At 68.1% G+C, this 13398-nt stretch carries 11 protein-coding genes; 4 read left to right on the top strand and 7 right to left on the bottom strand.

Going from position 1 to position 13398, the window contains the following annotated elements; genetic code table 11:
* Position 1: 1 nt before the first annotated feature.
* The 3 genes from ACXJKQ_RS15375 to ACXJKQ_RS15365 all read right to left on the bottom strand — a co-directional run bounded on the left by ACXJKQ_RS15375 (position 2) and on the right by ACXJKQ_RS15365 (position 3719).
* Positions 2-790, bottom strand: a complete 789-nt coding sequence (locus ACXJKQ_RS15375) for an enoyl-CoA hydratase/isomerase family protein (RefSeq protein ID WP_457106600.1) — start codon at positions 788-790, stop codon at positions 2-4.
* A gap of 10 nt (positions 791-800) precedes the next feature.
* Complete coding sequence (locus ACXJKQ_RS15370) at positions 801-2402, bottom strand: carboxyl transferase domain-containing protein (RefSeq protein WP_457106652.1); 1602 nt, start codon at positions 2400-2402, stop codon at positions 801-803.
* A gap of 147 nt (positions 2403-2549) precedes the next feature.
* Positions 2550-3719, bottom strand: coding sequence for an isovaleryl-CoA dehydrogenase (locus tag ACXJKQ_RS15365; protein ID WP_457106599.1), 1170 nt, complete (start codon positions 3717-3719; stop codon positions 2550-2552).
* Between the two features lie 173 nt (positions 3720-3892).
* On the opposite strand from ACXJKQ_RS15365, the gene ACXJKQ_RS15360 reads away from it, so the two are divergent.
* Complete coding sequence (locus ACXJKQ_RS15360; RefSeq protein ID WP_457106598.1) at positions 3893-4495, top strand: TetR family transcriptional regulator; 603 nt, start codon at positions 3893-3895, stop codon at positions 4493-4495.
* A 665-nt stretch (positions 4496-5160) separates the two neighbouring features.
* On the opposite strand, the gene ACXJKQ_RS15355 is transcribed toward ACXJKQ_RS15360, so the two are convergent.
* Entirely contained in the window at positions 5161-5982 is an 822-nt protein-coding gene (locus ACXJKQ_RS15355) for a LuxR C-terminal-related transcriptional regulator (RefSeq protein ID WP_457106597.1), read from the bottom strand.
* Positions 5983-6670: 688 nt separating this feature from the next.
* On the opposite strand from ACXJKQ_RS15355, the gene ACXJKQ_RS15350 reads away from it, so the two are divergent.
* A complete protein-coding gene (locus ACXJKQ_RS15350) occupies positions 6671-6874 on the top strand; it encodes a hypothetical protein (protein ID WP_457106596.1) in 204 nt (67 codons plus the stop codon).
* 94 nt (positions 6875-6968) lie between these two features.
* On the opposite strand, the gene ACXJKQ_RS15345 is transcribed toward ACXJKQ_RS15350, so the two are convergent.
* Entirely contained in the window at positions 6969-8432 is a 1464-nt protein-coding gene (locus ACXJKQ_RS15345; protein ID WP_457106595.1) for a polysaccharide biosynthesis/export family protein, read from the bottom strand.
* A gap of 19 nt (positions 8433-8451) precedes the next feature.
* Positions 8452-9318, bottom strand: a complete 867-nt coding sequence (locus ACXJKQ_RS15340; protein WP_457106594.1) for a glycosyltransferase family 2 protein — start codon at positions 9316-9318, stop codon at positions 8452-8454.
* Positions 9319-9631: 313 nt separating this feature from the next.
* On the opposite strand from ACXJKQ_RS15340, the gene ACXJKQ_RS15335 reads away from it, so the two are divergent.
* The gene (locus ACXJKQ_RS15335) at positions 9632-10900 is read left to right on the top strand and encodes a glycosyltransferase (RefSeq protein ID WP_457106593.1); all 1269 of its coding nucleotides are present in this window, start codon (positions 9632-9634) and stop codon (positions 10898-10900) included.
* On the opposite strand, the gene ACXJKQ_RS15330 is transcribed toward ACXJKQ_RS15335, so the two are convergent.
* Complete coding sequence (locus ACXJKQ_RS15330; RefSeq protein WP_457106592.1) at positions 10875-12062, bottom strand: glycosyltransferase family 4 protein; 1188 nt, start codon at positions 12060-12062, stop codon at positions 10875-10877. The genes ACXJKQ_RS15335 and ACXJKQ_RS15330 overlap by 26 nt on opposite strands.
* Positions 12063-12514: 452 nt before the next feature.
* Between ACXJKQ_RS15330 and ACXJKQ_RS15325 the strand changes: the two genes are divergently transcribed.
* Positions 12515-12736 (top strand): DUF6894 family protein, encoded by a 222-nt coding sequence (locus tag ACXJKQ_RS15325; protein ID WP_457106591.1) that lies wholly within the window; start codon positions 12515-12517, stop codon positions 12734-12736.
* The last annotated feature ends 662 nt before the right edge of the window (positions 12737-13398 follow it).

Raw genomic sequence — 13398 nt, 5'->3', positions numbered from 1 at the left:
CTCAATCCCGCCGCCACGGGGGCGGGCGCTTGTCGAGGAAGGCGGCCATGCCCGCCTGCCCCTCGTCGGAGGCCCGGCGCTGCGCGATGCGCCGCCCCGTCTCGCGCCCCAGGTCGGGGTCCACCGGCCGCCCCTCGCACAGGAAGACGAGGTCCTTGGCTTCGGCCTGCGCGCCCGGGGCGCCCTGAAGGATGTTGCGCAGCACCTCCGCGCCGGCCGCCCCCAGCCGGTCGTCCGGCACCACCTCGTGCACGAGGCCGATCGCCCGGGCGCGTTCGGCGGAGAAGACCTCCGCAGTCTGGAACAGGCGCCTGGCCCAGCGGGGGCCGATCGCGTTGACCACGTAGGGGCCGATCGTCGCCGGGATCAGGCCGAGCCGCACCTCGCTCAGGCAGAAGCGCGCCCCCTCGGCGGCGATGGCGACGTCGCAGCAGGCCACGAGCCCGACGCCGCCGCCATAGGCCGCCCCCTGCACGAGGGCCAGGGTCGGCTTCGGCAGCCGGTCGAGGCTGTGCATCAGACCTGCAAGGCCCGCGGCGTCCGCGCGGTTGCTGTCCAAGGACTGGCCGGCGATCCGGCGCATCCACGCGAGGTCCGCCCCCGCCGAGAAGCTGGGGCCGGCACCCGCCAGGACCACCGCCCGGATTCCGGGATCGGCGCCCAGCCGGTGCAGGGATGCGGTCAGCGCGGCGATCAAGGCATCGTCGAAGGCGTTGTGCTGGTCCGGACGGTTGAGCGTCAGGGTGGCGACCCCGTCGTCGTCGACCGCCTCCAGCAAGGTGCTGCTCATCCCGCGCCTCCTACATCCGAAACAGGCCGAAGCGGGTCTCGGGGATCGGCGCGTTGAGGCTCGCCGAGAGCCCGAGCGCCAGGACGCGGCGCGTGTCGGCGGGGTCGATCACCCCGTCGTCCCAGAGCCGGGCGCTCGAGTAGTAGGGGTGGCCCTGCTGCTCGTATTGCTCCCGGATCGGCGCCTTGAAGGCCTCCTCCTCCGCCGCCGACCACGTGCCGCCGCGGCCCTCGATGCCGTCGCGCCGGACCGTGGCCAGGACCGAGGCGGCCTGCTCGCCGCCCATCACGCCGATCCGGGCGTTCGGCCACATCCAGAGGAAGCGCGGCCCGTAGGCCCGTCCGCACATGCCGTAATTGCCGGCCCCGAAGCTGCCGCCGATCAGGACGGTGAATTTCGGCACCGCCGCGGTGGCGACGGCGGTGACCATCTTGGCCCCGTCCTTGGCGATACCGCCTGCCTCGTAGCGCCGGCCGACCATGAAGCCGGTGATGTTCTGGAGGAACACCAGGGGCACGCCGCGCTGGGCGCAGAGTTCGATGAAGTGCGCGCCCTTCTGCGCGCTCTCCGCGAACAGGATGCCGTTGTTGGCCACGATCCCGACCGGGTAGCCCCAGACATGGGCGAAGCCGCAGACCAGGGTCTGCCCGTAGAGCCGCTTGAACTCGTCGAAGTCGCTGCCGTCCACGAGCCGGGCGATGACCTCGCGCACGTCGTAGGGGGTCCGGCGGTCGGCCGGCACCGCCGCGTAGATCTCCTCGGCGGCGTAGCGCGGCGGCTCGGGGCGCCGCAGCGCGAGGGCGGGCCGCTTCACCGCGTTCAGGCCGGCCACGATCCGGCGGGCGATGCCGAGGGCGTGGGCGTCGGTCTCCGCGATGTGATCGGTCACGCCCGAGGTCCGGCTGTGCACGTCGGCACCCCCGAGTTCCTCGGCGCTGACCACCTCGCCGGTGGCGGCCTTCACCAGCGGCGGCCCGCCGAGGAAGATCGTCCCCTGGCCACGGACGATGATCGACTCGTCGCACATCGCCGGCACGTAGGCGCCGCCCGCGGTGCAGGAGCCCATCACCACGGCGATCTGGGCGATCCCCTGCGCCGATAGGGTGGCTTGGTTGTAGAAGATGCGCCCGAAATGGTCGCGTCCCGGAAAGACCTCGTCCTGGTTGGGCAGGTAGGCGCCGCCGCTGTCGACCAGGTAGAGGCAGGGCAGCCGGTTCTGCTGCGCGATCTCCTGCGCGCGGAGGTGCTTCTGCACCGTCATCGGGAAATAGGTGCCGCCCTTCACGGTCGCGTCGTTGGCGACGATCATGCACTCGCGCCCCGCGACGCGCCCGATGCCGGCGACGATCCCGGCCGAGGGGACCTCGCCGCCGTAGAGGCCGTGCGCGGCGAGTTGGCCCACTTCCAGGAAGGGCGAGAACGGGTCGATCAGCGCGCGGATCCGGTCACGGGGCAGGAGCTTGCCGCGGGCGCGATGCCTCTCCCGCGCGGCCTCGCCGCCGCCGAGGCGGACGCGGTCGGCGGTCTCGCGCAAGTCCGCCACCAGGGCGCGCATGGCCTCGGCATTGGCGCGGGCCTCGGGGGTACGCGGATCGAGCGCGGATTCGATCATCGGCATGGCGCCCGTCCCCCGTTCCGACCGGATTCACGCATCGCCCGCTGCACCGACGATGGCCGCAGAGAACCCATCGCCCCTCGTGCGGGGGGAGGGGGGCGTCGTGGGCTCAAGGGCGCGACGTGCGAACATCGTAGCCTCCCCTCAGTCCGTCTCGGCGAACAGCTCGCGGCCGATCAGCATGCGCCGGATCTCGCTCGTCCCGGCGCCGATCTCGTAGAGCTTGGCGTCGCGCAGCAGCCGGCCGGTCGGATAGTCGTTGATGTAGCCGTTGCCGCCGAGCGCCTGGATCGCCTCGAGCGCCACGGCGGTCGCCCGCTCGGCCGCGAACAGGATCGCGCCGGCGGCATCCTTCCGCGTCGCCTGCCCGCGGTCGCAGGCCCGCGCCACGGCGTAGACATAGGCCCGGGCGGCGTTCGTCGCCGTGTACATGTCGGCGATCTTGCCCTGCATCAGCTGGAACGCGCCGATCGGCTCTCCGAACTGCCGGCGCTCGTGGACATAGGGCAGGACGACGTCGAGGCAGGCGCGCATGATGCCGAGCGGCCCCGCCGCCAGCACGGCGCGCTCGTAGTCGAGGCCCGACATCAGCACGTTGACGCCGCGCCCGACGGTGCCCAGCACGTTCTCCTCCGGCACTTCGCAATCCCGGAAGACCAATTCGCAGGTGTTGGAGCCGCGCATCCCGAGCTTGTCGAGCTTCTGCGCGGTGAAGAATCCGGAAAATCCCTTCTCGATCAGGAACGCCGTGATGCCCCGCGGGCCGGCTCCGGGGTCCGTCTTGGCGTAGACCACCAGCACGTCGGCATCGGGGCCGTTGGTGATCCACATCTTGGTGCCGTTCAGGACGTAGCGGTCGCCGCGCCTCTCGGCCCGCAGGCGCATGGAGACGACGTCGCTGCCGGAGCCCGGCTCCGACATGGCGAGCGCGCCGACATGCTCCCCCGTGATCAGCCGCGGCAGGTAGCGCCGCTTCTGGTCTTCGCTGCCGTTGCGACGGATCTGATTCACGCACAGGTTGGAATGCGCGCCGTAGGAGAGCCCGACCGAGGCCGAGGCACGGCTGATCTCCTCCATCGCCACCGCGTGCTCGAGGTAGCCGAGGCCGGCACCGCCATAGGCCTCCTCGACCGTGATGCCGAGCACGCCGAGCGCGCCGAACTTGCGCCAGAGATCCGCGGGAAAGGTGTTGGTCGCGTCGATCGCAGCCGCCCGGGGGGCGATCTCGGCGCGGGCGAAGCGCTCGACCGCGGCCCGCAGGGCGTCGGCGGTCTCACCCAGGCCGAAGTCGAAATCGCCGAGGCCGCTGGGCATGGCTCGTTTCCTCACCTGCGTATCGGCCGCGCGCCTCGTTATAAACGAACGTACGTTCGATTCGCCGGACTGGCAAGACGATTTACGAACGGTCGTTCGTTAACCTATAGCCGATGCCGGAGTGCACATTCTGTCGTGTTTGGCGTGCGCTATACCGTCTTCGGAGTGTCTCCGTGGGTCGCACCGCCGGATCGAATGGACCTCGCACGGCTGCGGCCATCCGCCAGGCCGGGCTTCGGCTCATCTATCGCCACGGGTATGAGGCGATGACCCTGCGCGCGCTGGCGGCCGAGGTCGGGATCCAGGCCGCCTCGCTCTACAATCACATCCGCAGCAAGCAGGATCTGCTGTTCGACATCATCCGCGACCACATGGAGACCCTGCTGGTGCAGACCGATGCGGCGCTGGCGACCGCCGCCGAGGAACCGGCGAGCCGGCTTCGCGCCTTCGTGGCCCACCATGTCACCTATCATGTGGAGAAGAAGCAGGACGTCTTCATCGCGAACTTCGAACTGCGATCCCTCGATCCCGAGCATTACACGGCGATCGTCGCGATGCGCAGGGCCTACGAAGACAGATTGGTCGCGCTGCTCGACCTCGGCGTCGCCGCGGGAGACTTCGAGATCCGCGACACGCGGGTTGCCGGCTACGCGATCCTCGGCATGCTCACCAGCGCCTGCACGTGGTACAGGCCCGAAGGTCGGATGACCAAGACGGAGGTCGTCGATCTCCATACCGATCTGGCGCTCCATGGGTGCCTTCGGCGCCAGCGATAACGGCTCGAACCCTCAGGGACGGCGCATCCGAAGCCCGTCGTCGGGGCTCTGACATGGGCGCGGATCGGGCGGCCGATCAAGCCGGAGGCCTTGCGCGCAATGGGTTTGCGGAGCAACCGTTCCGCGTCTGGAGCCCGCACGGCTTCCATGACCGCACGCGACGGCTCGGAAGCTGACGATGCGGAGAGTCCGTCCCGAGCCGGCACCAGCCCGTCCGGGGAGCGGGTTCGCCCCCCCCGGTTGGATGGGCGAGAGCGGAGGCTGCGCTTGGCGAGCGCAATTGCCGGCCTGCGTCAGCACCCGAAGATTGTGGGCGGTTCAGATCAACGCCCACGCCGCCCGGACGTGATCGAGACCGCGCATCGTCAACCGTCGAAAGCGACCGGCCTGCTGCGTCCGCCCGAATATCGGCTCGACGACCGGCTTCCTGCGGCGACAGCCTCCGGCGCCAGTGTCCTTCAGGTGGGCGGCCAAGGGGCAGCCTGCCTGAAGCGACGCCGGAAGGGGGCTATGACATGCCAGGCGCGGCCTTCGCGGCGTCGCGGGCGCAAAGGGATCGCGCATCCCGACGCGCGCGATCCGGCGATTGCCGGTCCCCGACGGCTCGGCGGATGACCGCCCGGATCTCGGAGCCCGTCGCGGCACCGGAAGACAGGCCGGACCGATCAGGCGGCGGGGACCTTGATGCTCGCCTGGTCGGAATCCTCGCGGAGGAAGTATTTGTTTGTCAGATACGCGACCTCAGTCCGGTTCTTAGCGCGCAGCTTTTTCATGATATTGCGGACGTGAACCTTGACGGTGCTCTCGCACATGTTGAGTTCGTACGCGATGATCTTGTTGGGCGTACCCTTCCGGAGCGCGCGGGCGACGCAGAGCTGGCGCGGCGAGAAGATCTCGTCGTTGGCGGTCTCGACCGGCTCGTCGACCTTGATATTGGYCAGGAGCGGCAAGAGGCACTCGGCCGGGATGTAGACGCCGCCCGCTTGGACGAGCTGCAGAGCCTGAAGGGCGATATCGACCGAGGTCGTCGTCGGAATGTAGCCTTTGATTCCGAGCTTGATGATGCGCACGATCTGATCGAGGTTCTCGCCGTCGGAGATCATCGCGACGGGGGGCACGCTGCCGTCGCCCTGGAGAGACGCCAGCTCGCGCGTCGTCTCATTCCACTCGTCCTCGGTGAGATTCCCATCGGGCCGGCAAAGGACGACCACGCTGGCGGTGGCGTGGGGCATCTGCCGCTTCCAGGCTTTGATGTCCGGGAAGACCTCGAACGAGCCGTGCTTGTCGGCGGCGCTGAGCGACGAGGCGAGGCACCGACCGACAAGCTGCCGCCGATCGATGATGACGGTGAGATTGGCGTGTGTCCGGGACTTGTCCCGCGGCTCGACGGCGGCTGGATCTCCACCCTCACCCGCGAAGCCACGGTGGCTTTCGGCCGTGCTCTGCTCACCGATGATGAGCTCGCGCCGAGTACCAAGACTGGCCATTAGTCATTCCCTCCTCTTGAAGGAAGCCCAGCATCAGCGTGGACCTGTCTACTCATGGGCGCACTCACGACCTTGCGGCGGAGAAATGCGGCCGCATCCGCCGCCCTGGAACGCCTGCTGTTGATCGCTGATACAATGCTAACTTCGCTAAAATCGTCTGTAAATACCCTATCTGCCATTAACAGGCCGGAAATTTGCGCCAATACAATTTTCATCGACTACGTACGTACAGCGTAGTGGGGTGAATATTTTCAACTGCGTTCGCTCTTGGGGTGGGTTGGGAGAATAATAGACTCGGGAAGTAGATTTAAAGTAAATAGTTCGAAGTGTTCGTTGTCTTGTCGGGCAAAGTGGGGCGCTTCGAAAAGGCCCGGTTTCCGAAAGACTTCCCACCGGATGGTCTTTCCGGCGAGCGGGGCCGCTTTTGGCGGCGCCATCCGTCATCTAAATATTTGATATCAGAGTATTTCTTTTTCTAGAAGATGCAGAGGCGGCATTGGGGCAAAAAGGCAACAGGCGCGTCGCACGGCGCAGGGCTGCTGGCCATGAGGACTGATTTCGTACGTAAATTTCCGCGCCGACCGCGGTTGTGGCGCTGGATCTGTGCCGCGACCCTGCGCCGCTTCCTGCGTGGCACGATCATCGGAACGATCGCCCTGACCCGAATCGCTCAGGCGTCGAACGGACGATGGAGGACGGCATCGGTTTCGGTGCGACGATCCCCGGGAGCGAGCGGACGTCGGGAGGCGCGGGCAGGGCCGATCGGGCCGCTGCGGCGACCGCCTTCGCCGCTTCGCGATGGCCGGTCATGGCCGTGCCTCCGATGCACGAGCCCACCGCCTTCGCCAGTCCCGAGCCCGCAGCCGACGGCGTCGGGCTGCGGGCCGTGTGACTGCGGGACTGCGAGCTGCGGTGTCCCATGCGGCAATCGGCATCTGCGCCCACCTCCGGACGACCCGTCCCTGCCGCTTCGCGGACCCGTTCAGTCAGGGATTCTGGGCCGTGACACTGGTCGGCAGGCGGAACGACGCGCCGGTCTCGCTCCGCGCGGCGCCCGCACCGGTCGACGAGGTGTGGACGTCCCCGGCCGGCGAGAGAGTGAGGCTCGGCATCTCGACCTTCACGGTATCGCCCGGCTCGACGAGCATGTCCTCGGCGGCCGGCATCACGGTGGACTTGCCGTCGATCACCCGGATGATCGTGTAGACCGGGCTCGATGCGGCGGCCCGGGCACGTTCGGCGAGAAACCGCGGGGCGGTCACTTCAGCCTCGCGGATCAGGCGCTGCGTCGTCTCGAGGCGGCGGTTGATTTCCTCCAGGCGCGCCGCGGTCTTCCGCCCGTCGGTCACGATCTCATCGATGCGCTTGTTGCGCAGCTCCAGGATCGAGATGCTGGCGCGACCGATCTCTTGCTGCGCCTTCAGGCGCGTCGCGTCGAGACGTAGCCGGTCGCCTTCGAGTTGCGCGACGTTCCGCTCCAGCGCCAGCTGGCGCGGCGCCGCCGTGAGACCCTTCTCGACCAGGATGGCGACGCTCTGAAGCTCCTTCTGGAACAGTTTCGTCTGGGTATCCTGCGTGACGAGCTGGCCCTCGATGGACTCGATTTCCTTCGCGAAGAAGACCTTCAGCTGCTCGAGGGCGCGCGTCTGCTCCTTGAAGGACTCCCAGCGGACGCGAAAGATCTGCGTCTCCTGGGTGACGATCAGGCCGATGCCGGGTTTGCTCTCCTGTCCCTTGAGGAAGGGCGGCACCTCGAAGGTCTCGAGCCCCTTGCGCTCGGCTTCGAGCCGCGCCTGGCGCACGAGCAGCCCGTCGCGCTCGTTCATGAGAACGGACATCTCGCCCTGCGCGGTGATGGCATCGCGTTCGAGGCGCAGAAGACCGGCGTCCGCGACGCGCATGAGGCCGCCACCGATCGTCAGCGCCTGCAGGACCGTCAGATCCGGCCGGAATGGGTATTCCCCAGGCTTGTCGACCTGTCCGACGATGTAGAACGGCCGGAACTGCGTCACGTTGAGCGAGGTGTCGGGCTTCTCCGCGAGGCCGAGCCGGCGTTGGAGCCGGTCGGCGATCACGTCGGCCAGTTCCGCCGGCGTCCGCCCGGCAGCGACGACGGAGCCGGCCACGGGCAGCAGCATGGCGCCGTCGGCTCCGACGGTGAATTCCTCGCCCAGGGCTTCCCACTCGAACAACTGGTCCTGCGTGGCGCGCCATTCGTAGACACGCAGCCGCACCTTGTCCTGAGGTCCAAGCCGATACTCCGCGGCATCGGCCGGGACGCCCACGCAGGCGAGGCCGAGAAGGCAGACGGGCATCAGGCGGCGGAGCCGGCCGCGCAATGTCGAACGCGGGCGTGCCGAGACCGGGGCCATGCCGGCCGGGATCCCTCCGAGGGTCGTGGTGCGCTCCAGGTCCGTCGGACCTGGCCCATGTCGATCCCGCCGGGCCATGCTCGATCTCCAGATGGTCTCAAAGCTCAAGGATGGCCTCCGGCCTCAGCCGGCCAAGCAGCAGGTGGGCGGTACCGAGGACGTTGCCACGCAGGCGTCCGCGCCGGTCGATATAGGCTTCGGGCCACAGGCTCCGGATGACGTTGGCCGTCACGTTGCGGGCGACGAGCCGGAGCGCGTAGGGCAGCGGCATTGTTCCCTTGCGGACGAGGTAGAAGGGGTTGGCCACCTGCGAGTAGCCGAGGCGGTAGCCGCTCACGCGGCCTGCCTTCACGCCCAAATGAACACCGAGGATCGTCGTGACGGAGACGACGCGCCCGTAGCGGCGAAGCTGGCTCGTGAAATCGGTGTCTTCCTGCCAGCCATAGAGCGGCAGCCGTTCGTCGAACCGCAAGGTTCCGATCAGCGCGGTCCGTATCGTCATGTTGCACCCGTAGGCGCCGAAGTGGTCCTTCACCTTCGCCGGCCCGGCCGCGCGCGTGGCCCGAAGCTCCGCCAGTCCTTCATCGAAGCTGAAGCCGGCGCTGCACGCGCCATCCTTGACGACGTTGCCCATGGCGACGGCGAAATCGGCGTTCTCCTCGAACTGTTCTTCGACGCGCTCGAGATAGTCGTCGGCGGGAATGAAATCATCGTCGAAGAAGGTGATGAGGTCGAAATTTTCCTGACACCGATCGAGCGCCTGATTGCGCTGCGCGCACAGGCCGCGTTTTCCGTAGACGCTCGTGACCGGAAAGGATCGCGCCTCGACCGTGCCGATATGGCTCGCATCCGGACTTGAGATCATGACCGCGTCGGGCAGGCGGCTCTGCGACTCGAGATGTGCGAGCAGCCTCTCGACCGCGCCGATGCGCCCGACCGTCGGTATCACCACTACGAGTCGCATGTGCGCCCAGGGCCTCCGGAAATCCCACGGCGACACTACCGGCGGCGGATAGGGGCCGGTCCGCCTCCTTTCGGATGATGCCCCGCCCCTCCGGTACGTCCTGCGAGCGCGCCGAAGGCCGGCCCACCCTCCGGCGCGCACAATGGGCGGATGCCGAAGATCCAGTGTTACCGCCTGTGTGCGGCGGACAACGTCGTTCAAACAGCTATTCTGTCGCTGCTCTCATCGTGCACGGTCAGATGTGGTCTGCGGATGCACGGTCGAAATCGGTGAGAACCGGAGAATTCAGCTGTTAAACGCTCTCACACCGCCCATGGCCCGCCAGCCCCTGATCGCGGAGCCGCCCGTCGCCGAGCCGCCCGTCGCCGAGCCGCCCGTCGCGGCGGTGCGCGGCGTCCCGCTGCCGATCGACGACGCGGGCTCCGCGAAGGTCGCCCTCGTGCACGATTGGTGTCCGGCCTTCCGCGGCGGCGAGCGCGTCGCCGCCCGGCTCGCCGGACTTCTGAATGTCAGGAATGTCTACACGCTGTTCGATTTCCTGCCGGATGCCGTGAAGAACGAGCATTTCCCCGATCTGACGTTCCACACGTCGGTCGCGAACGGGCTGCCGGGGATCGAGCGCTATTACCGCGCCCTGTTCTTCGCCTGCCCGTTCCTGATCGAGCAGTTCGACGTCACGGCCTACGACGTCGTCGTCAGCTCCTCGGCGGCGTTCGCCCGCGGTGTCCTGACACGGCCGGAGCAGCCGCATCTCTGCTACGTCCACAGCCCGGCCCGGTATGCCTGGGACGAGCAGTTCTCCTATCTGGGGCAGGCGAAGCTCGGCTACGGTCCGCTCGGACTTCCGATCCGCTACATGCTCCACGGGTTGCGGACCTGGGATACGCGCACCGCGCATGGCCCGGACCTGATGCTCGCCAACTCGCGCTACGTGCAATCCCGCATCCGCCGGATCTACGGGCGCGATGCGCGGGTCGTGCATCCGCCGGTCCCGACCGACGACATCCCGTTCGTCGAAGCGAAGGATGACTACTTCGTCACGGCTTCCTTCCTGGTGCCCTACAAGCGCGTCGACCTGGTCGTGCGGGCCTTCAACGCGATGCCGTCGCGCCGCCTCGTCGTGGTGGGCGAGGGGCCGGACCTGGCGGCGCTGCGTGCCCTCGCCGGCCCCAACGTCACGTTCGCAGGGCATCTGCCCCGGAAGCAGTTCGTTCGGGTCATGGCCGAAGCGCAGGCGATGGTCTTCGCCGGGTGCGAGGATTTCGGGATCACGATGGCCGAGGCCCAGGCCTGTGGCACGCCCCTCATCGCCTTCGAGCGCGGGGGCGCGAACGACATCGTCCGCACCCTCGGAAGCAGCGAGCGGCCGACCGGCCTCCTGTTCCGGGAGCAATCCGAGGCTGCGATCATCGCGGCGGTGGAGCACTTCGACGCGTGCCGGGGACGGATCCTGCCGGAGTTCTGTGCGACCAGCGCCGCGCGCTTCTCGGTGGAGCGCTTCGATCGGGCGATCCTGCAGGCGTTCGAGGATGTGAGAGCCCTCAACCGCGAGCGGCTCAGCGCCCCTCCGGACCTGGACTGAGCCGGGCCGTCGAGGTCGGCCGCGTCTCCGGGGCAGCCACGCCGGCCGGCATCCGGTCCACGACGGCCATGAGGTCGAGGTAGCGGACTGCCGAGTCGGACCACCGGAAGGCCTTGACGCGCTCCTGACCGGCCCCGGAGAGGTGTCGGCGCAGGGCCGCATCGGCGCGCAGCCGCCGGAACGCGGCGAGCCATTCCCGGGGTTCGTTCGGATCGGCGTAGAGGGCGGCCGGCCCGCAGATCTCCGGAAGGCTGCCGGTGTTGGCGACGACCACCGGGCACCCGAGCACCATCGCTTCGAGCGGCGGTAGCCCGAACCCTTCGGTCAGCGAAGGGAAAGCCAGACAGAGCGCGTCCTTGAGGAGCGCGGCGAGCGCGGCGTCGTCGATCCTGCCGAGCCAGCGCACATTCCCGTGTTGCCGGCCGTCGACCGCACCGAAGATGCCGGGCACGGCCTGCCCGACCACGGCGATCGACAGTCCGTCCTCGGCGAGCGCGTCGGCGAGGCCCAGGATGAGGGCCGTGTTCTTGTGGCGCGCCTGAGAGCCCAGAAGCACGATCGTGTTCCGATCAGCGCCGTCTCGCGCCGCCGAGGCCTGCGGCCGGGTCCAGGCTTCGACGTGCTCGTGCCCGTCGGGGACGACTGCGATCCGCGCGGCGGGCCGCATCCCGTAATGACCGATCATCTGCGCGGAGAAATGTGAGACCGTCGTCAGCGCGGCGACGCGCCGACACAGGGCCGGCACGAGCGTCCGGTACAGCAGGCGGAAGGCCGGCGCGTAGCTCTCGGGCACGATGCGCGTGTTGACGTCGTGGAGGCACAGGATCTGCCGCCGGATCGCCAGGGGGCCGGTATTCCCGAGGCTGAGCAGGCCGTGCGGTACGTGGCGCGGCAGATCGATCTGCTCCCAGAGATGGCCGGTCCGGCGGCCCACCGTCCGGGTGGAGATGGCGCGCAGGTCGAGGGTGTCCCGGGCATCCGGCGGCATCAGCAGTTCGAGACGAAGCCTCTCCGTCCCGGGATGTCCCTCCGCCAGCATCCGATCGAGGGTGCACACGATCTCGCGCGCGTAGCGCTGCACGCCCGTGAGGGGTTGAGAGAGGAAGCGGCCGTTGATCACCCAGTGATGCATCTTGGACCGACCGCGCCCATCACGATCCATACTGCGACCGCCCCCTCTGCTCGCACGCGGAGCCGGACCTGTCAGGTTCGCCGAAAGTCGTAAGGCCGTGCGATCAAATGATCCGTTCAGCCGAGCCGGTGCGGTCCCTCTCGTTTCAGCGGCACGGGCGACGACCCCTGTTCGGGCACAGCCCTGTCGACGCCCCCACGCCAGGACCGGCACACGGGATCCGGTCCAGCGCCGTGAAAGCCGGGCGGAGGCTGGCGGAACAGGGCCGCCCGCCCCGCACCCTCCTCCGATCAGAGGGGCGCCCCCGAGGCCTCTCCGAATGGCTTACGTCAGGCCGCCGGAACGGATCTGTCCGGGCATCGTCCAAGCAAACTACCACAATTGCCAACTGACATTTCTATTTCGTCATCAATAAACATTTGTATCGCGGGCTCCGGACAATAGCACCGAACCAGCATCGACCTCTTACCGAGGAGAGAGCCTTGGCGGCTCGTTTTTACTTTGAGATCGCAAGCGCCGAAGAGACGATCCGAGATTGGGAAGGCGTCGAGGCCTCGGGACTCGAGGAAGCCCTGATCGAGGCGCGCAGCGTCATCGCCGAGATGGTCGAGGAGATCACCGCGTGCCGCCGGGGGCCGCCCTGGACCCTGCTCGTCCGGAACGAGGCCGGATGGTTGGTCGGCCGGCTGCCCATCCGGAAATGATGGAGGGAGGGCGAGACGGTGGCGGGCGACGCTCTGCGGCTCTTAAGATGTCGTTAACCTGTCACCCGGAGGATCCGTGTGAGCCCTCGCATCGTGACAGCCATGGCCGGAATGCTTCTCTCCTCGTACGAACCGCGCGCCGCCGCTTGGGCGGATACCGTGGCCACCCAGATGGCGTCGGCGGCCCACGCGCTTCGCGCCCGTGGCGATGCCAGAACGGCCGAATCACTCCTCGAAATGGCCCGGCGCAACCGGATCGTGGGACTCAAGCTGCGCGCAGATCTGGGATCGACTCGGGTTTCGAGCCCGTGACCTGACCACCCGGTATCGGCCCCCGATCGCACCAGCTGACGACCGATCGCGCATCTCTGTGCACGACCGGAGCGCGGTGGAGATCCGCGGTCGCACGTCCGGGAACGGGGGCGCTCGGTGTCAGGATTGGAGCCAGCCGTTGATCGAGGCTCAGGCGCCGTCGTCTGCCTCCACCCCCGTCAGGTGTTGAGCGACCGGCCTTTCGCCAGCACCATCGGCCACCTGACCCGGGGAGAGACGACCCGAAGCGCGAGCGTCTCAATGCCGTCGGTGCGACCGGCCGCAAACCAAGTCAGAAAAAGTACCGATACGTATACGTCGCCGCCGATTAAGACGACCGACGCCATTTC

Source organism: Methylobacterium sp. P5_C11 (genome assembly GCF_054049775.1).
The sequence above is the reverse complement of the archived record's forward strand: the minus strand, read 5'-3'. Positions and strand labels throughout refer to the sequence as shown.